The 19,111-nt window shown below is 37.6% G+C and carries 20 protein-coding genes and 2 pseudogenes; 15 read left to right on the forward strand and 7 right to left on the reverse strand.

Features of this window, described 5'->3' with window-relative positions:
- Positions 1–221: 221 nt before the first annotated feature.
- The 3 genes from D1970_RS11115 to D1970_RS11125 all read left to right on the forward strand — a co-directional run bounded on the left by D1970_RS11115 (position 222) and on the right by D1970_RS11125 (position 4,160).
- Positions 222–1,664, forward strand: a complete 1,443-nt coding sequence (locus D1970_RS11115) for a S41 family peptidase (RefSeq protein ID WP_119112942.1) — start codon at positions 222–224, stop codon at positions 1,662–1,664.
- Positions 1,665–1,848: 184 nt separating this feature from the next.
- Complete coding sequence (locus D1970_RS11120; RefSeq protein WP_119112943.1) at positions 1,849–3,042, forward strand: PDZ domain-containing protein; 1,194 nt, start codon at positions 1,849–1,851, stop codon at positions 3,040–3,042.
- A 779-nt stretch (positions 3,043–3,821) separates the two neighbouring features.
- Positions 3,822–4,160, forward strand: coding sequence for a DsrE family protein (locus D1970_RS11125; RefSeq protein ID WP_119112944.1), 339 nt, complete (start codon positions 3,822–3,824; stop codon positions 4,158–4,160).
- Positions 4,161–4,636: 476 nt separating this feature from the next.
- Here D1970_RS11125 and D1970_RS11130 read toward each other — a convergent pair whose 3' ends face one another.
- Together D1970_RS11130 and D1970_RS11135 are read right to left on the reverse strand one after the other, a co-directional pair.
- Positions 4,637–4,852, reverse strand: a complete 216-nt coding sequence (locus D1970_RS11130) for a helix-turn-helix domain-containing protein (RefSeq protein ID WP_119112945.1) — start codon at positions 4,850–4,852, stop codon at positions 4,637–4,639.
- Positions 4,853–4,862: 10 nt separating this feature from the next.
- Entirely contained in the window at positions 4,863–5,345 is a 483-nt protein-coding gene (locus D1970_RS11135; RefSeq protein ID WP_119112946.1) for a DUF2975 domain-containing protein, read from the reverse strand.
- 396 nt (positions 5,346–5,741) lie between these two features.
- On the opposite strand from D1970_RS11135, the gene D1970_RS11140 reads away from it, so the two are divergent.
- The 3 genes from D1970_RS11140 to D1970_RS11155 all read left to right on the forward strand — a co-directional run bounded on the left by D1970_RS11140 (position 5,742) and on the right by D1970_RS11155 (position 7,860).
- Positions 5,742–6,353 (forward strand): histidine phosphatase family protein, encoded by a 612-nt coding sequence (locus D1970_RS11140; RefSeq protein ID WP_119112947.1) that lies wholly within the window; start codon positions 5,742–5,744, stop codon positions 6,351–6,353.
- Positions 6,354–6,530: 177 nt separating this feature from the next.
- Positions 6,531–6,767, forward strand: coding sequence for a DUF3953 domain-containing protein (locus tag D1970_RS11145; protein WP_119112948.1), 237 nt, complete (start codon positions 6,531–6,533; stop codon positions 6,765–6,767).
- Between the two features lie 883 nt (positions 6,768–7,650).
- Complete coding sequence (locus D1970_RS11155; protein ID WP_119112950.1) at positions 7,651–7,860, forward strand: hypothetical protein; 210 nt, start codon at positions 7,651–7,653, stop codon at positions 7,858–7,860.
- Between the two features lie 425 nt (positions 7,861–8,285).
- On the opposite strand, the gene D1970_RS11160 is transcribed toward D1970_RS11155, so the two are convergent.
- Positions 8,286–9,119 carry a MerR family transcriptional regulator gene (locus D1970_RS11160; RefSeq protein WP_119112951.1) on the reverse strand — a complete coding sequence of 278 codons (834 nt, stop codon included), beginning with the start codon at positions 9,117–9,119 and terminating at the stop codon, positions 8,286–8,288.
- A gap of 119 nt (positions 9,120–9,238) precedes the next feature.
- Here D1970_RS11160 and norA point away from each other — a divergent pair, with 119 nt between their 5' ends.
- The 3 genes and pseudogenes from norA to D1970_RS23405 all read left to right on the forward strand — a co-directional run bounded on the left by norA (position 9,239) and on the right by D1970_RS23405 (position 11,100).
- A complete protein-coding gene (gene norA / locus D1970_RS11165) occupies positions 9,239–10,432 on the forward strand; it encodes a multidrug efflux MFS transporter NorA (RefSeq protein ID WP_119112952.1) in 1,194 nt (397 codons plus the stop codon).
- A 48-nt stretch (positions 10,433–10,480) separates the two neighbouring features.
- Positions 10,481–10,963 (forward strand): annotated as a pseudogene (locus tag D1970_RS23005) (IS3 family transposase); the annotation flags it as partial.
- 23 nt (positions 10,964–10,986) lie between these two features.
- A complete protein-coding gene (locus D1970_RS23405; RefSeq protein ID WP_374978552.1) occupies positions 10,987–11,100 on the forward strand; it encodes an IS3 family transposase in 114 nt (37 codons plus the stop codon).
- A 97-nt stretch (positions 11,101–11,197) separates the two neighbouring features.
- Here D1970_RS23405 and D1970_RS11185 read toward each other — a convergent pair whose 3' ends face one another.
- The 3 genes from D1970_RS11185 to D1970_RS23010 all read right to left on the reverse strand — a co-directional run bounded on the left by D1970_RS11185 (position 11,198) and on the right by D1970_RS23010 (position 12,511).
- The gene (locus tag D1970_RS11185) at positions 11,198–11,689 is read right to left on the reverse strand and encodes a hypothetical protein (protein ID WP_119112954.1); all 492 of its coding nucleotides are present in this window, start codon (positions 11,687–11,689) and stop codon (positions 11,198–11,200) included.
- A gap of 64 nt (positions 11,690–11,753) precedes the next feature.
- On the reverse strand, positions 11,754–11,912 hold the full coding sequence (locus D1970_RS23600) for a YybI family spore inner coat protein (RefSeq protein ID WP_498071987.1): 159 nt from the start codon (positions 11,910–11,912) through the stop codon (positions 11,754–11,756).
- A gap of 407 nt (positions 11,913–12,319) precedes the next feature.
- Positions 12,320–12,511, reverse strand: a complete 192-nt coding sequence (locus D1970_RS23010; RefSeq protein WP_246370195.1) for a hypothetical protein — start codon at positions 12,509–12,511, stop codon at positions 12,320–12,322.
- 250 nt (positions 12,512–12,761) lie between these two features.
- Here D1970_RS23010 and D1970_RS22395 point away from each other — a divergent pair, with 250 nt between their 5' ends.
- From D1970_RS22395 to D1970_RS11210, 4 genes and pseudogenes are all read left to right on the forward strand, one after another.
- Positions 12,762–12,899, forward strand: coding sequence for a hypothetical protein (locus tag D1970_RS22395; protein ID WP_181213355.1), 138 nt, complete (start codon positions 12,762–12,764; stop codon positions 12,897–12,899).
- 283 nt (positions 12,900–13,182) lie between these two features.
- Entirely contained in the window at positions 13,183–13,719 is a 537-nt protein-coding gene (locus tag D1970_RS22400; RefSeq protein WP_181213356.1) for a CueP family metal-binding protein, read from the forward strand.
- Positions 13,720–13,969: 250 nt separating this feature from the next.
- Positions 13,970–14,769 (forward strand): annotated as a pseudogene (arsM, locus tag D1970_RS23410) (arsenite methyltransferase).
- A 209-nt stretch (positions 14,770–14,978) separates the two neighbouring features.
- Positions 14,979–15,404: an ester cyclase gene (locus D1970_RS11210; protein ID WP_119112957.1), complete on the forward strand. Its 426-nt coding sequence runs from the start codon at positions 14,979–14,981 to the stop codon at positions 15,402–15,404.
- Positions 15,405–15,778: 374 nt separating this feature from the next.
- Here D1970_RS11210 and D1970_RS11215 read toward each other — a convergent pair whose 3' ends face one another.
- Entirely contained in the window at positions 15,779–16,642 is an 864-nt protein-coding gene (locus D1970_RS11215) for an AraC family transcriptional regulator (protein WP_119112958.1), read from the reverse strand.
- Positions 16,643–16,802: 160 nt separating this feature from the next.
- Here D1970_RS11215 and D1970_RS11220 point away from each other — a divergent pair, with 160 nt between their 5' ends.
- Entirely contained in the window at positions 16,803–18,137 is a 1,335-nt protein-coding gene (locus tag D1970_RS11220) for a carbohydrate ABC transporter substrate-binding protein (protein ID WP_119112959.1), read from the forward strand.
- Between the two features lie 78 nt (positions 18,138–18,215).
- A complete protein-coding gene (locus D1970_RS11225) occupies positions 18,216–19,106 on the forward strand; it encodes a carbohydrate ABC transporter permease (RefSeq protein WP_119112960.1) in 891 nt (296 codons plus the stop codon).
- Positions 19,107–19,111: the final 5 nt, after the last annotated feature.

A 19,111-nucleotide genomic window follows, 5' to 3' on the forward strand; every position in this document is an offset into this window, starting at 1 on the left:
AAAAAGGTCACTCTGGCCTCTTTTATTGCATGCAGCCACATCAAGAAAGTCATCCTCGCTTCATTTTTAACATCCGCTTACTCCAAAAAGATCAACCTAGCTTCATTGTCTTCAATCATCCTTCATAACTTGTCCTGCACGCTCATATAATGATGCAGACAACGGATCAGCAATTTTTTTACCCGATTGGACGTAACAGGGTGGGGACGAGGAGGATGACGATGAAACAAAAGTGGACAGCCTTGTTGATGGTGTGCTCTCTTGCAGTGGGGTCCGGTGGCACTTACGCTGCAATGGGGTGGTCCGAGCTGTGGAGCAGTTCTGCCGAGGAAGTGATGCAGCAGCAGGCGAAACCGGCAAAGTCTGATGAAGAGAGGCTGGATAAGGTGGGACAGGCGTACAGTCTGATCCTGAACAGCTATGTTGAAAAAGTAGGGGAGGAACAGCTGGTAGAGGGAGCAATCCAAGGTATGCTCTCAACCTTAAAGGATCCGTATTCCGTTTATATGAACAAGGAGACGGCCAAACAGTTTAGCGATACACTTGAATCGACTTTTGAGGGGATAGGCGCAGAGGTGAGCAAGGTGGACGATAAAATTGTCATTGTTTCTCCTTTTAAAGGGTCACCTGCTGAAAAAGCCGGATTAAAACCTAATGACCAAATCCTTAAGGTAGATGGACATAGTGTGGCCGGCCTTGATCTTTATGAAGCGACACTGAAGATACGCGGTGAAAAAGGGACGATGGTGAAGCTGGAGGTTGCGAGGAAAGGCTTGAAGGAGCCGCTTGAAGTCAGCGTCAAGCGGGATGAAATACCCCAGATTACCGTCTATTCAGACATGAAGAAGCATCACGGAGAAAAAATTGGTTATGTAGAGGTAACTTCTTTTTCTGAAAATACGGCGTATGAATTCAAGAAAGAACTAGCGAGCCTAGAGAAAAAAGGAATGGATGCGCTGCTGATTGATGTCCGCGGAAACCCTGGCGGCCTCCTCTCGAGCGTCGGAGAAATCCTGAAGCAGCTTGTCCCCGAAGGGAAAGCTCTATATCAGATTGAGGAGCGGAATGGCGAAAAAACAAGATATGCATCCCCGCTGAAGGAAGCGAAAAATTATCCATTGGGGGTTCTTGTGGACAAAGGTAGTGCGTCGGCTTCCGAGATTTTGGCAGGATCTCTGAAGGAAGCGGGAGGATATCCGGTAATCGGCGAGAAAACGTTTGGAAAAGGAACCGTTCAGCAGGCAGTGCCAATGCGTGATGGAAGCAATATTAAACTGACGCTGTTCAAGTGGCTGACTCCGGACGGAAACTGGATTCACAAAAAAGGTGTGAAGCCGACAGTTGCCGTCAAGCAGCCGGGCCTCTACCGGACGCACCCGATTAAGGCGGATGTGTCGCTGAAGCAGGACATGAACAATGAACAAGTGAAAAACGCCCAGGAAATCCTCACAGGCATTGGTTTCGCTCCAGGCCGGACTGACGGCTATTTCAGCGAGCAGACTGAAACAGCGGTAAAAGCATATCAAAAGAAAAACGGGATAAAAGCAACGGGCATCATTGATGAAAAAACAGCAGCGGCACTTGAAGAAACTGCCCGAAAGGAAATGAAAAAAGAGGAGAACGATGCCCAGCTACAGGCGGCAATGACCCTTCTTGCGAAGTAAATATGCGTCAAGTATGGCTGCCTTAATCCGGGCAGCTATTTTTTTGAGGTAGGACAGGTTGTAAAAAATACCAAATTTATATTCTGCCAAGATAGCCATATGTTTTCTAGTCCATTTTTGGTAAAATAAGCTTAACTGGACTGAACGTTTCAGAAATATTTTTTATGAAGGCTGGTGGCATCGGGTGACGCAAATATGGTTATGGGAATTGCTGAAGGGGACGGGTAAGCTATTTCTTCACCCTTTGTTCTACGGTTTTTTCTTAATGGCAGCAGCGCTTGGCGTTTCGAGGGTCAAGCGTGAACGTAAAAACTTTCACGTCCGTGCAGAGGACGCTTATTTTGAATTGCGGCAGCTCTTGCCGCTTGGTATTTTAATAGGATTGACAATTTCAGCTTTTATTGTAGGGGCCGGTATTGCAATACCATTTGCGGCCGTTCTGCTGATTGGAGCAGTAACACTCCTATGGGTCGTGCTTATGCAGGTAAAACTGCTAGCGCCTGCCTATACGGTCGGAGCCGCCTTCTTCCTGCTGATATTTGCGGCTGGACAGGATTGGAACATTCCGTTTATTGGAGAAAGCTTTTCTTCTTTGGATGAAAAAATCTTCCCATCGCTCGCGGTACTTCTTGCGCTCCTTACAATCGGGGAAGGTGTTTTGATTAAAAGGAATGCGGTCAAAGGTACATCGCCAAAACTGGAAAAAAGCAAGCGCGGCCAGACGGTTGGCGTCCATGAAGTGAGAAGAATATGGATGATTCCAGTTTTCCTCCTCATCCCAGGAGCTGCAATCGAACCATTTTTACCATGGTGGCCTGTGTTTTCATTGGGTGAACACACGTTTTCACTCCTAGTCGTCCCGTTTGCGGCAGGGCTTCACCAGCAGATACAGGGCTTATTGCCAAAAGTAGCGCTGAGGAGGCTTGGAAGCCGCGTAGTGGTGCTTGGCGTTCTGACGCTTGCCGTTGCAGCTGCAGGCTACTGGTACCCAATCGTGTCGATTACGGCAGTGGCACTTGCGATGGTGGGCAGGGAAATCATCACACAAACCCAGCGGATGAAAGAAGAAAACCTTCCATTCTACTTTTCAAAAAAGAACGATGGCATCATGATTATTGGCATTATCCCAGGTTCCCCAGCTGCAAAAATGGGGCTCCAGGCCGGAGAGATTGTCGCAAAAGTAAATGGGAAAGCTGTCCATGACGAGGCCCAGTTATACGAAGCGCTTCAGCGAAACAGTGCTCACTGCAAGCTCGAAGTACTGGATACAGCCGGACAAGTCCGCTTCGCCCAGCGTGCCCTCTATGAAGGCGACCACCACGAGCTCGGCATCCTTTTCGTCCAGGATGAAAAAAAGTGGAGCAGTGCAGCGGTGTGATGTAATTTTTCATTAACTCCCGGAATGGAATTAAATCTTACCGGAATAATTTTCAATAACTTCCGGAACCTTCATTAAAATTTCTTGGAATGAATCTTCAAAATCAAATGGAACATATTTCTTAAGAAGGGGCGAAATAATTTCGCTTCTTTTTTAATACCTAAAAGTTTTGTATTGTTAACGAGAAAACTGATTAATTTCAGTGGGGTGGAGTATGGAACCTTTACTAATCTGTCCTAAGCCATTTGTTGATGAAAGTTTTGGTGGCTACATCCTAAGGCTTTCTAAAGAAAATCATTATCAACTTTTAAGTATAAATAGCAGATCCTTAAAGAGGGGAGTTTAGGGTGCTGGTTAAAACATTCTGTATTATTACCTGGGGTTCGCTTAGAATCCGCATAAAAAGTTGTATTCTGACTTTTCGGATGACCTAAAGTTCCTTTTAATGATTATTGCTTTGGTAAAAAATGCACTGTTTGCGGAGTACTTGAAATATCAAATATTTATTCAAAAAGTAGATAGAAATTTATCAATTGTATACATAGGTTGAATGGAACAATAAATAAGATTAATGTTAAAATTCAATATATGTGTAAAAAAATTAAGAAAGAGAAAAACATCTCCTAGGTATGCAGTAATATCAATCGCATCGATAAAAGAAGTTACACATGACAGGACTATAGCTGTAGTTGTTAACATCAATAGCTCGCTGCTAAAAAAAGTGTCTAATCCATATGCTTCAAATATGCCAACATTATTAAATCAGTGAGGTGGAGAAATTGAAAAATAAAGTAATTTTACTTGCATCAGATCAGCTTGGTAAAGGAGAAACAGAACTGGGCGAAGGAATATTAGAAACCTTCTTTACCATTCTTAAGCAAAAGGAAGAACTGCCTGCGGCTGTTTTTTGCATGAACCGCGGTGTGTTTACATTATCGGAACGCTCGCTTGTTTCTCTCCAATTAAATGAACTGGAAGAAAAGGGTGTTGACGTTCTTGCTTGTAAAACATGTGTAGACTATTATGAGCTTGATGATAAGCTTGTAGCCGGGAAAATCAGCGGGATGGCCCAATTTATTGAGTTAGCCTCAAAATATGAAGTAATTACATTATCTTAAGTTAGAAGAGGTTGTCCCTAAGGTGTCTGGCATCCATTTTTTAAAAAGGAGTTACAGATCAAACACTTCGGAAAGATTGCGAACAATCTGGATAGTAACCTTAGCTCAATCAAGAATCTTGATTCTGAGCCTCTTCATCTCGTGATTGTACGAATAAAAGATGGAGTATAGATAAGGATTTACAAGGTGTTCTTTAATTCTTTTATAGGAAAGTTAGTGAAGAATTGTACTTAAATGTAGTGTTTAGAGGAAACCATTGATCCATTACAAAAGAAAAATCCCTAACTTTAGGACAAAAAGGAGGGGATTTTTGCTTTTTAATGGACTTAGGAAAAGGACTTACTTATTCAAGAAAAGTCCCCGTAGCACAATAACTTCTATTGTTGAATAGGAAATTTTTTAATTTAATAATCGTGACCCCAAAAAATATCAATTCTGGTAAACAGGTCATAATCAATCCGTATTTTCCAAGTATTTTAAGTATCTTGTTCAATTTTGTACTCTAAAATATCCCCAGGTTGGCATTCTAATGCTTTGCAAATTGCCTCTAAAGTTGAAAGCCTAATTGCTTTTGCCTTTCCATTTTTCAATATAGAAAGGTTAGCCATTGTTATTCCAACCCTCTCCGAAAGTTCTGTTACGCTCATTTTCCTTTTAGCCAGCATCACATCAATATTGATTATAATTGCCATGTTATTCACCTCAGACCGTTAAATCATTTTCAGATTTTATATTAATAGCTTCTTGTAAAAGTTTTTGGAGAACAGCAGCAAAGACTGCAATCACAATTGAAGCAAAAATAATGCCCAATCCGATTAGTATGATACCTGGGGCGTCGTCTACCTCCGCCATGAGATAGAAGAATGGCATGCCTGCCACATACAAGATACTGATTGTAATTGCACAGTTTTTTATATTCTTTAAAGCCTTTACAGATAATTCCGAGAACGCTTTGTTCTTGTCAATATAGCTTAAAAGTTTAAAAGCTTGATACAGAGCAAAGTAAAAAGGTATTGCTGTTACATACAAACCGATTAAAACGAGATATTTCAAATAAGTAATATCTGGATACAATTCTGAAGCATAATTCGCTATCTCAGGTACCAAAAATATACACAAAGCAAGAACTGGGATTCCAATAATAATAACAGCTATCTTTAAAAAGAGTGTTGTTCCTCGTTTCATAAAAAGCACCTCACTTATGTATTGTAAATTTGATTTTAACATATAATTTATCGATTTAAAATAAATTGTTATTGACTTTAATTATATTATTGTTGTTGTTTTATTTTAGACAAAAATATAAAGCATTCCTTATTACAAGAAACGCTCTATAAAACTTAAAACTATTGAATTTATAAATTGTTCAACTAATCTGCCCCTTTAGCTTAAAAGGAACTATTTAAGATTTGTAAGAAATCTGTTAATCCATAGTATAATCAAATTTGTGAATGGACCTCAAATGCTTTCTATTCCACAGGCAAGTTTTGTTTCTAATTCAAACAGGTTAAAATGAAGCTAGGAACTATTTAAATACATACAAAACAGGAATTGGATTCTATTTATTTGGAGGGGCAGCATTTGAGTCAAATAATATATTTACTTAGACATGGAGAAACAGAATTAAATGTAAAAGGTAGATATCAGGGAGAACTTGATTCACCATTAACTACTGAAGGAATTGAACAAGTAAAAAATAATGCTAAATTGTTAAAATTGTTTATAGACAATCCTAGAGAGTGGGATTTTATTTCCAGTCCATTAGGGAGAGCTCTACAGAGCACTGACATTATATGTGAAGTTATAGGATATGATAAAGCCAAAGTTACAATGGACAATCGTTTAAGAGAGGTTTCAGTCGGTAAATGGGCTGGTTTAACCACAAAAGAAATTGAAAATTCTTGGCCAAAGCTTATGGAAAATACAAATAGTTACAATTGGTATTTTAATTCTCCAAATGGAGAAAGCTATGATTCGGTTGTAGAGAGAGTATCAGATTGGTTAAAAACTATACGGAATAAAGAAAAAGTAATAGTGATGTCACATGGACTTACAGGAAGAATCTTAAGGGGTGTATATAAAAATCTAAATAAAGAGCAAGCTCTAGTCTTGGAAGTGTCCCAGAATACTTTCTTCAAGCTGTCAGATAACCAGATAGAAAGATTTTGTTCAGATTATGATGATTTTTATTAATAGAAGGCAATTGAGCTGCCACTTTATTTAGCGAATAAATAAGATATAATTTTTATTAAATTTAAGGCGTTTCACTTCAGTAAATAAACTGAACAAATAAACAGAGTCACCAGTTGTTAATAGCAGCCTTATTTCTTAAACAAACGGGTGCGAATATGGAAGAAATGGAGGGATACTTTGTTAAAAATATTAAGAATCATTTTTTCGATAACTGTTCTTACTTTATCAGGTTATGGTTTAATTACTAAAAATTTTGAGCTATCTTCATATATGATTTTTTTCTTAGGGGCACTTATGTTGGTGACAGGATTAGTTGAACTTAAACAAGACAGAAAAGGATTTTGGGGGTATATGAGTATTATTGCTTCTTTATTTGCCTTTTTTGTTGTCATAGAAGGGTTCTTATTGAAGTAACGGGTGCGTTGATCCAAGAAGGATTAACGCCTTTTTTGTTGAATTCCTTATTGTGCTAACGAGAGGTAACTAATCCTATTGTTTTAATTATCTAAAGAGAGGTGAATTTTTTGGAAAGGAAAGGTCTGAAGATATTCACTAAAATCTCGTTCTTTATAGCAATGGCTACGATTATTGTTTTACCAATTTCTGTATACATATTATCAAGAACTTCAAACGAGAGCGTGGATTCTATCATAGGAGTGTTTGCATTACTCGCATTTCTCATTTCCTTGATTAGTATTCCTTTTAGCATCATTTCAATGTTCAGCAAAGAAAATTTAGCTAAAAGAATTTTTGCTTTAATTGTAAATTTATTGCCTATCAGTCTTATTGTTTACACTCTAATTATGGAATTTATAGATGAATTTCTCCGAACTGCACCTTAAACGAAATCAAAAAAACTTTAAATGGCTCTTTGTTGTGTTAACCTGCCCTCTGGCTGAAGAATAAAAAGACAACACTATAATAAAATCGTTTAGCAGAGCGGTTTCTTGTTTCACAATTCGAAGAATACAACCAGCGCTTCGCCGTGCGGTGCCATATCGGTTTCGATCAGGCCCGGGCAGAGCTCGCCGCCATGTTCAAAACCGCTGATTAATGACGGATTACAAGAAAAGGAATTTCGTCATTTACACAAAGTTATTGACGCTCCCCTTTTTATTTTTTCTCATATCAAGTCTAACATTGTTAATTTAATCAAGCGTTCAAAATAACGATCTGTTTAATTGTGTGCCAGCTCATGTTATAATGAGGAACTTAGGATAATTACGACTTTTGCTCATAATTGAACGGATGCCAAGAAAAGCCTTCGCCTAGCGATTAAATATGGAGGTGTAAGAGAATGAATAAACGATGGACGATCGGTAAAATTAAAGAATTTGTTGAGAACAATTCGGAAAGTAAGTTGCTAACGACGGAATATCACGGTTTTTCTCAGAAGTTACTATTTAAATGTGCATGTGGTAGCAACTTTGAAAAAACATTTACGAAATTTAAAAATAATAGCCAACGTAAATGTGACGTGTGCCAACCGCCAAAAGTGTCACGCTAAACGTATAGCGAATAAACGAAGTGCCGATTTCTATTAATTAGAAGTTGGCGCTATTTTTATTTTACAGGAGTAATATGATGGATGATGAGTTAGTGAATGAAATTATCTAAAGTAGAAAGGCAACTTAATTAAAATGAACAAATTATTTCTAGAGCGTTCTAAACCTTCTTTAGTTCATCAATTTTTTTCTGGGTGGTGAAATGATGAAAAATTGTCAACACGAAAATTGCAATACTTAAAGCACTCGATAAAATGGTACTTCCAATAAGATATATCAAAAGGCTTGTTTGTTGTCAAAACGGTAATAATTTTTAATTTGTTTAAGGACAGCGGTTGGGTAAAGGTTAGTGCTTTATTTCTTGGTTTGGTAGTATTTTTGGGATTTGTTGTACTATTTGTACCTTAGAATTTATTTTTAGCTACAATTAGCTCTCTATTTGATCAACATGTATCATAATTTTGGTGACGTAATGTTCCTTATGGTTCTTTACAATTGTATTATAAATATACTCTTCGAAAACATAATCTCCTAAGGCTAAATTTAACCGTTCCATCTCTGAAAAAAGTCGCTTATATGTTTTATGTATTGTTTGCTCATCGCCGATATGATATCCAATGAGAAAATATCCCTTAACAGTTTGAAAATACGGATATCCTTCCTTTGGATTTGGTTGCTCAATATATAAATAGCTATAATTAGTGAATTCTCCCTTTAATACTTGCTCCCGTTTCGTTATACCACCTATTGGATATCCTGTATCAAGCTGTGATACGTACAATTCATCAACAAAATCTGAAACGACTTCTACAAATTCATCATCAGATATATTTTCAATATTTCTACTTAAATAAAGTTTTGCTTCTGGTAATCGTTCAAGCCGTACTTGATGAAAATCAAGTCGTGACGCTTCTTCCATTAACTCTATTTTTGCCTCAATAATTTTTTCCTTCGTTTCAATTTCTTGACGTTTTTTCACAATTTCTTCTTTTTTTTGATACATTAAAGTCAAAAAACTTTCAGGCGATTTATTTTGCATGTATTGTTGTATGTCGTTTAACGACATACCAAAATCCTTTAATAAACCAATAACAATGAATAGCTCTAATTGGCGAATTGAATAAAATCTGTATCCTTTTTCATCTTTCAATATTGGAGACAAAAGTCCAATTTGATCGTAATAAAAAAGTGTCTGTTTGTTTACTTTGCAAAGCTTTGCAAATTCACCTGTAGTTAAATATTTTCCATTTTTATTGTTCATTTTTTACAGCACCCCCTTGACTATATAGTTACTATATACACTAGGATAAAAATTTGTAAAACAAAAAAACAAAACAAGTTAGTTTGCAGTAATTAGTTTTGTTAAGGAGGATGTAGAAGATGAAGACTCATAAAGTCACCTTAGGATTATTATTAATGAATTTATTCATTGCCTTTTTGGGAATTGGTCTGGTAATTCCAGTCTTACCTACGTTGATGAATGAATTAGGCATAACTGGAACAACAGTTGGTTATTTAACAGCAGCGTTTGCATTTGCTCAATTGATTGTTTCACCATTTGCAGGGAAAGCAGTAGATAAATTGGGTAGGAAAGTTATGATTGTAATTGGCTTATTTATTTTCGGTATCTCAGAATTTTTATTCGGGATCAGCAAAGAAATCGAAATGTTATTTATTTCTCGCATTTTAGGTGGAATTAGTGCTGCATTCATTATGCCAGCTGTTACAGCTTTTATTGCTGATATTACAAATTTGGATACTCGCCCTAAAGCACTCGGTTATATGTCAGCTGCAATTAGTACAGGATTTATAATTGGACCAGGTATCGGTGGATTTTTAGCGGAATTTGGAACACGTATACCATTCTTCTTTGCAGGTGCACTTGGTACAATTGCTGCTATTCTTTCTATTATTCTATTATCTGAGCCAAATCGTACAGAAGAAAATAATGAACAAGCCTTAGAAGGTAAGATTGGATTCAAACGTATTATTGCACCAAAATATTTCGTTGCGTTTATTTTAGTTTTTATTACCTCATTTGGTTTAGCTGCTTTTGAATCGTTCTTTAGTCTATTTGTGGACCACAAATTTCAATTTAAAACATCTGATATAGCCATTGTTATCACAGTTGGTGCAATTTTTGGTGCAGTGTCACAAGTCATACTATTTGAAAGGCTAACACGAATTTGGGGTGAAATTAAACTGATCCGATACAGCTTAATATTATCAGCATTACTTGTCTTTTTAATGACCGTTGCTCATTCATATTTCTCAATTTTACTTGTTACATTTATTGTTTTTGTAGGATTCGATTTATTTCGACCGGCTGTTACTTCATATCTTTCGAATATCGCCGGGAATGAACAAGGTTTTGTTGGTGGAATGAACTCTATGTTTACAAGTTTAGCGAACATTAGTGGACCAATACTAGGGGGTATATTATTTGATATAGATATTAACTACCCTTATTATTTTGCGACTGTAATACTAACTCTAGGAATAGTTTTAACATTGTTCTGGAAGAAGCCAGTAAATGACTCTTTTAATAAAGTGAAGGCTAGTGTAACTGATTAATCAAAATGAAATAAAGACGACGATTGTAAAACATTGTACATTCTAAAGTGGAAAACTCAATTCGAATCAGAAGGAGTAGACGCCCTAAAAAACAAAAAAAAGGGGCGTGCAATCATGAAAAAAGACTCGAAGAAAACAACACTTGTTGAAGGATCTGTAGAAGCATTTCAGGCTGAAGTAGAGCATTTGCGCATGGAGAACGTGTATTTGAAAAAGTTGAATGACTTAGTTCAAAACAAGGAAAAAAATCACCAAACAAGACAAAGCCCAAGTAGTCTATGAATTAAGGCATGAATTTCCGGTGAAAGCACTTCTACAACTCGCTGAAATCCGCGAAGTACGTATTATTATGGGGTGAAAAACACGGGTATGCCGGATCCAGATGCAAAGCTGAACGAATTGATTTAATCCATTTATGATGAACATGAAGGCCGTTTTGGCTACCGCCGTATTCGCGATGAACTTAGAAATCGTGGGCTTAAGGTAAACCATAAAAAAGTGCAGCTTATCATGAAGGAACTGGGTCTTAAATGACTGATGCGCATACTTTAAACATGAACTGGAAATATATAGAATACTATAACCACAAACGGATTAAGGAAAAATTAAAAGGCATGAGCCCCGGTACAGTACCGGGTTCAAGCCCTAGACGCTGCCTAATGAAATAACCGTGTCTAACTTTATGGGGTCACTTCAAAACTAATGAGTTTTTTGTGTTTTTATATACCAATTTTTATTCCAAACGGAAATTTTCTATAATAGCCCCTAACACAAAACTATTATTCTATAGGGTGTGGTTTGCGCGGGGATACTTTTCGTGGCAGGTCCATAGATAACAATTAGATCTCGGTTCGCTGGGTATCTTGAAAAGAGTTGCCCATTTGTTAATACTATTTGAGTATATGGAGAAATATTTAATCGTAAACGTCCATCACTACTCTCCAACTCACTATTAAAATTATCTACTTTTACATTCTGATATGGGCTATCTTTTACCATGACAAGTGCTTGATATTGTGGAGGGTAAATAAGTAGAGCAGGTGCATTCCCGTCATAATATCCAGTCACGCGATCTCCTACTGCCACCATTACATGGTCTACAAAGTAAGTTGTGGGTGACACCACGAAATTTACTAATGCTCCCAATCCGTTTTCTACAGATATTAATTTATAGCAGCCTTCTCCTTTACCAGTTTGACCTGTAAAAAAATCACTAATCAAAGTGACAGTCCCGTGAAAAGAATAAAAATTTGTCATACAATACCTCCATTGCTTTAAAAAGATAGTACATTAAACTATAAAGCAATCTTTTATTTCGACATTAGTAGAGACTAATTAACTTTGTTCCAAGTGTCGCTGTTGCCAATCTTGTGGATATAAATTGAGTGCCATTCCATGTTAAAAGGTTTTCAACATATCCTAATGTATCTGAATTAGAAATGCCAATAATCCGTTGAATAACAAGTAAATCAAAACTCATGCTTTTTTGATTAGTAACAATTGGACTTTAAGCACCAGCAGAAAGAACCTCGCCTTGAACTGGTTGTATTAATTTGCCATTTTCATGGTAAAGCTGTGATAGATAATCATAGCCTGTGAAGCTAAGTCATGGGTGAAAAGCAGGTCTAGTAGTGGACTTCCTACACTTACTTTATAAAGATCTTCATAATTGACTTTGAATGTATAGCTATTATTATATTTTTCGAAATCAAACAATTGGCGTGGAATATTATTTCTGAAGGAGTAAATATAGAAAGTACTGTAACCCCCGCTTCCTCCCAATTCAATACTTACTAAAATATCCAATATGTTATCTTAGAAAAATCCCCAAGGAAGTGCTTAGCATTGTATCCTGCAATCTTTTGAAGATTAATTGTTGAAATCTGGTTAGAACGCCCATCTTGAATTACAAGTGATATGATCTGCGAAGATTTCGGTTTCAACGTTTTTTCTTCCGTATAAATAGACGTAATCAATTATACCGTCACCTGTAACGTCACCTTGCTTCAGGTCAAGCAGCGCTGCGTTTCCAGAATAAGTATAGTTACCATATGTTTGTTCTTGAAATTGCCTGTACAAATAACTCCCCCCTATAAACATTTGGCAATTACTTTGTGTACCATATGCAGGTCAATACCGATATGACACGAATAAAGGTTAAGAAAATGTTCTGTATAGTAATGCTAAGGGAATTCAAAGTGAAAAAATGCGTATTGTTGATAGAACCATGAAAGAGCTAACAATTTTGTAAGGTCTGCAAGGAGTGTTACCAAGAAATAACTAATTTATAGATAAGTACACATCTATGAGAGTACAAGTTGATAGGTAAATGACTAAAGAATTTGATGATGTGAGATTAAAAAGTAAAGGAGTGCATTTTATGTATCCTGATGAAATTGCTAAAGAGTTAAATCTTCCCTTACAAGAAGTTGCCGAAATCAAAGATAAACTCAATAATAACCCTTAGGTGGCTATACATCTTAGCATAAAGGCTTTCTCAAATGATTCAAAAAACAGTGCCATAACTATTGAAGAGTGGGTAGTGTCTATTTTCAGTGAAAAGAATTGCTTAACTTCCAAGTCTCTTTTGTTTAACTCCAAGTGGACAGCATGCCAGAGAATGAGGGGGGGCTGGAAAGAAATCATAATTTAGTACAAATCCATAATTTCTGCAAACTTTAATGATATTATTTGTTTGAATCTACAATTGTTAGCAGTTAAATTGAGTAAGAAAAGGTGGTGAATGCCAGTTGAAATTGAGGGGTCTTGCAGTTACTTTGTTGACTGCAGTAACGTTGGCCGCTTGTGGCGGAGGAAGTACAAACGAGGATAACGCTTCAAAAGATCATGACACGAAGAATGTTAAAGAATTGGTGCAGGATTACAGCTCAGGCAATAAAAAAGCAGAGTCTGCCTCCATCACATCAGAACAGCTTCTTGTTAAGGATAGCGATGGAAACAAACATGAATATGACTTGCCAAAAGACGAATTTTTTGTTTCCATTGCGCCTTATGTCAATGAAACACATCCTTGAACTAACCACAGCTTGACAGGTTGTCAAGGAGAGATGGAGAATGAAGAGTTTGATGTATACATCGAAGACAGTGAAGGCAAAGTAATTCTGGATAAAACGCTGAAATCCCAATCCAACGGATTTATCGATTTGTGGCTACCAAGGGATAAAACGTACCGAACAAAAATCGAGTATGGCGGGAAAATGGTGGAGGCGGAGCTTTCTACTATTGAAGGTGATAACACGTGTATAACGACCATGCAATTGAGGTAAACGAGGGTCTCCAAAAGGTCAGTGAAAATGTCCTTTTGGAGCCTTTTTTATTTTGTTAAATAAGTCGATTTTTTGGGGATAACAATCAAAAATAATGAGCCTGGTGTATAAGCAGAAGGAAGGCTCATTAAAGCTGTTAAATGAGAGGATTTTTTCATACATCTGTTTGTTGCACTTCTCCATGCGAATAGTAACGAGGAGACGGGAAGGTAAGAACAAAACTATTTTAAAAAAAGGTGGAATGTTTATTATGAGTGAAGTGAAAAATGACCAAATTCGAAATAATGTCTGTGAGAATTATAAAAAGGTTGCATTAAAGTGGTTCCAAATAAGGCTGCTGTGCACCAAGCTGCTGTACACCAGAAGTAGACCAAAGCATTTCCATTGAAGAAATTTCTCGAAAAATGGGTTACTCTCCCGAAGAACTTGAGAGCATTCCAAACGGGGCGAATATGGAACTAGGCTGCGGAAACCCTCAAGCGATCGCGGATTTGAAAGAGTGAAACAGTCCTGGATCTCGGAAGAGGCGGGGGCTTTGATTGTTTTTTAGCTTCACCCAAAGTTGGAGCCAAGGGAGTGGTTATTGGGGTTGATATGACACCTGAAGCGATAAGTAAAGCAAGGAACAATGCTGAGAAAAATCATTTCAGCAATGTAGAATTCCGTTTGGGGGAGATTGAGAATTTACCGGTTGCCGACAGTTCTGTTAATGTCATCATTTCAAGCTGCGTCATCAATTTATCGCCAAACAAAAGGAGATTGTTTCAGGAAGCTTATCGTGTATTAAAAGGTGGCAGGCGTTTGGCGATTTCTTACATTGTCATGACAGCCAGTCTACCGGTAGAGCTGCAATCGGATATTCAATTATATTCAGGGTGTATATCAGGAGCTTCCACCATTGGGGACTTAGTAGGATTTATTGAAGAAGCGGGTTTTTAAGAATATCTCGATCATTCCTAAGGATGAGTCGAAAGAGTTCTTAAAGAATGGACCCCGGAGCATAAAGTGAAAGAATACATTGTTTCCGCGATCATAAAAGCAGAGAAATAGAGACTTGACTCTGTCCTCTGGAAAGAAGGGGATGGCAATGTAGAATGAATGTGCTATATACTAAAACCGACGGCACGGGGGATAGGCTGTTCCAAAAAATAAGTATGAATCAAAGGGTTCTAGGTGGATTGGCTTATGGAAATATGAGGGCCTTTAGAATGAGCTGTGAAACGATTAGTATTAGATTTTATTAATAAGGGGGTTTCAAAATGACGCCAGAACAAATTGTTAGAAAGTTTTTTGAAGAAGTACGTTCAGGTAAGAATCCTGACTATTCAAATCAATTAATGGCAGAACAAGTATTGGCTCATCAAATTGTATCAGAAAAAGAACAGACAGTTTTCAGAACGCCTGAAGATTATGCAGAACACGTAAGAGAAATGATTGAAGCATATGGTGATTTTTCTTTGGAAATTCAAGAATTTTTAGTACAAGAAAATAAAGTATATGTACGTTGGAAACAAGTAGGTACACACGTAGGGGAAATCGATGGATACCAACCTACAGGACTCCCGGTGATTCAAATGGCAAGTGCGGTGTATAGAATAGAAGATGAAAAAATTTCAGAGTATTGGATTCAGATTGATAGGTCAGGAATTCAAAAACAATTAGAGCGTAATAAGGATATTAAGTGATTGATATTCCGGAGTAGTAGAATAATAAAAGAGCATATACAAAAAACTTGATCATAAAGCCTTGTTAAACTATAGTGGCGCTTCTGTTGAATTGTAAAGATTGAAATATTGGATTAGGTTTGCTTACATAGAAAAAAATAACCGGTAATACCCATAAAGAAGTTAAAGGCCGCTTTAGGATGATTACGGGCCTTTAGGATCAACAAAGAGAATTAATTTAATAAAGGGAGAGGAGAAACCAGCCGTTTGGTTTCCCCTCTCCCTTTTTAAAACCTGTTGTGCCGGCATATGGTCTGAATGACAAGTCTGTGGGCCCTTGGCACTCCTGTATCTATAAACAAACAGCTAATGAGTCAACCGTTGCTTTTAGCAACTTATTCGTACTCTGGTTGGTTTATCTTTTTGCTTTTGTTTGATTTTATCCCTTTTCGGTATTGTGAGGGGGATAAGTTCGTTTCCCGCTTGAAAGACTGGGCAAAGAATGATTGGGAAGAGAAGCCCGTAATATTTGAGATATTCGAGATTGGATAATTGGTTGTTTCCAACAGGATTTTGCTTTCTCTGATGCGTGTTTGAATCAAGTACTCAATCGGTGAAACACCGACTAATTTTTTAAAGGAATGCGCCAGATAGTACTTATTGATATGACTGGCTTCCGCAAGTGTATCCAGATTGATGTTTTCCCGAAAGTGCTGCCTTATGTAGTTTTTAATAAACGCAATGTCCTTGCTTATTTTTTGAGGTGTTGTTTTTTTCAGCCTGATATGTTTCTTTCTAAGCATTTTAAGCAATAGGATTTCTAAAATGTTTTGGATCATTAACTCGTAGTCTTCCTTTTGGCACTCCACTTCTTCAAACAATTGCAAAAGGTAAAAGAGGTAGACATCTTTCTCCTGTTTGTAATTGTAAAAAGTGACCTGTCCAGGATTATCGGGGGCTAAAAAAGCGAGACCTTGTATCCCGAGGGCTATGTATTCGAGGGGGTGATCAGCACTCGATTTTTCAGTATGCTCAACATTTGGATTGATGAAAATCAAGTCGTGTTCTTTGACGGGAACTTCTTCATTGGAAAAGATGAAAGTCCCTTTTCCTTTGGTAATGTACAGCAACTCCGTGAAGTGATGAGTATGATTGGTGCTGTGCCAATCTTTATCATATTTTGATTTTGTAACATAGAGAAGTTTTACTGGAAGATGACCTCGATGAGATTGCGGGATTTCATAGATCTCGTTAGACAAAGAATTTCCTCCTACTTAATAGCTCTTATTTTTAGTATAGTTTTTTATTGAGATTTTGCAATAGAAGGCAAGAAACCTAAAAAACAGAACAAGATGTTTATTGTGAAAGCGTTTTTACATTCGTATACTTTAACTATAAAGAGAAAGAGGTGAGGTCAAAATGAAAAAGAAAGTCCTGTTGGCAGGAATGTCAACGCTGTTAGCCTTTGGTTTGACCGGTTGCGGCGATAAAGCGGACAGTGCGAATGGCAGCAAATCATCCGGCGATAAACAAACCGTTCATGTTGCCGCACTCGAATCAGCATACGGCAAAGATATGTGGAACAAGGTAATTGACTCTTATGAAAAAGCAAACCCGAAGGTTGATGTCGAATTGACAGTCGACAAAAACCTCGAGGAAGTAATCAGTCCAAATATGAAAGCAGGCAAGTATCCGGATGTAGTTTTATTGGCTACTGGAAGGAAATTAGCACTGACTGAAACATTGATCAAGGACAAAGCATTAGAAGATATTACTGATGTTTTCGATATGAAAGTTTATGGGGAAGATGTCAAAGTCAAAGATAAGTTAGTACCAGGGTTCACAGAAACTCTCGCCACTAATCCTTATAATGACGGCAAAACATATATGGCACCGATGTTCTACAGCCCAACCGGATTATTCTATAACACCGGACTAATGAAAGAAAAAGGCTGGGAAGTACCGAAGACCTGGGATGAAATGTGGGCATTGGGCGATAAAGCAAAAGCAGAAGGGATCTCATTATTTACATATCCTACAACAGGCTACTTCGATGCATTCTTCTATTCTTTATTATTAGAAGTAGGCGGACCTGACTTCTACAATAAAGCAATGACATATGAAGATGGTATTTGGGAAACTCCTGAAGCAACAAAAGCATTTGAGATTGTTGAGAAATTAGCGAAATACACTGCTCCAACTACTGTTGCAAATGCAAACGATAAAGACTTTACAAAAAATCAGCAATTGATCCTGGACAACAAAGCACTCTTTATGCCGAATGGTACATGGGTTGTTGGCGAAATGAAAGATGCGCCAAGGGCTGATGGCTATGAGTGGGGAATGACAGCGCTGCCAGCTATTAAAGATGGCGGTGATCAATACGCATTCACTTTCTTTGAACAAATGTGGATTCCGGCACAATCGAAAAACAAAGACGCAGCAAAAGATTTCTTAACATTTGTTTACTCTGATAAAGCAGCAGATATCTTTGCTAAAGCTGGAGCTATTCAGCCGGTAGAAGGGATTTCCAGCGAGCTGTCAGGCGACAATAAATTATTCTACAGCATCTATGATAATGGTGCCAAAGCAGGCATGGGCGGCTTTGCTGCTACAGATGCCGTCGAGGGTGTCAACATGGCAGATACATTGTTTGGAACAATTAACAGTATTGTTTCTGGCGATAAAACAGTGAAAGAATGGCAAACATCCGTTGAAAAAGTAAGCGATCAATTACGAGCAGCATCAAAATAAACTAGTCTTATAGTTTCCATTAATTATAACGGTGAGTAACTTTTCTCACCGTTATATTTATTAGTTGAGGTGATAGCAATGAATAAAGCAGCAGAGAAAAGGCTATTTGTATTTGTTTGTACAGCGCCCGCACTGATCTTGTTAACCATTTTTATGCTTCTTCCTACGGCTGAGGTATTCAGGATGTCCTTATACAAGTGGGGTGGATTTTCGAATGAAAAGGTTTTTGTAGGGTTCGATAACTTCAAGATATTATGGAATGATTTGAACTTCTTTCGATCCCTCCAAAACAGTATTGTACTGATTGTTATCGTCACTCTTATCACCATGGTGATGGCAATCCTGTTTGCCTTTATGCTGACAAGAGAAAAGATCAAAGGCAACAGCTTTTTCCGAATCATTTTCTATATCCCCAATATCTTATCCATTGTAGTCATCGCCGGGATTTTTTCGGCGGTATATGATCCTACCACAGGTTTACTGAATAATTTACTTGGTTTGTTTAACCTGGAGAATCTTCAAAAAATGTGGCTCGGCAATCAGAAAATAGCCATCTATAGTATCGGCGGTGCCCTCGTTTGGCAAGCCATTGGATACTACATGGTCATGTATATGTCGAGTATCGCGAGTATTCCAGAAAGTTATTACGAAGCAGCTTCTTTGGAAGGGGCTGGACGGATTAGGCAGTTTTTCAGTATTACCTTGCCTTTAATATGGAATAACATCCGAACCACTTTAACTTTCTTCATTATCAGTACGATTAATTTAAGTTTTCTTCTCGTCCAGGCGATGACCGGTGGAGGCCCTGACGGATCGACGGAAGTGTTTTTAAGCTACATGTATAAGCAGGCTTACACCAATTCCTCTTATGGATATGGGATGGCCATTGGGGTTGTCATTTTCTTATTCTCATTCTTTTTATCTGCCGTTGTTAGCCTCGTCACCAAGCGGGAAGTTCTGGAGTATTAAGGAGG

The sequence above is a fragment of the Mesobacillus zeae genome, assembly GCF_003570705.1.
Lineage (GTDB): Bacteria > Bacillota > Bacilli > Bacillales > Cytobacillaceae > Mesobacillus_C > Mesobacillus_C zeae.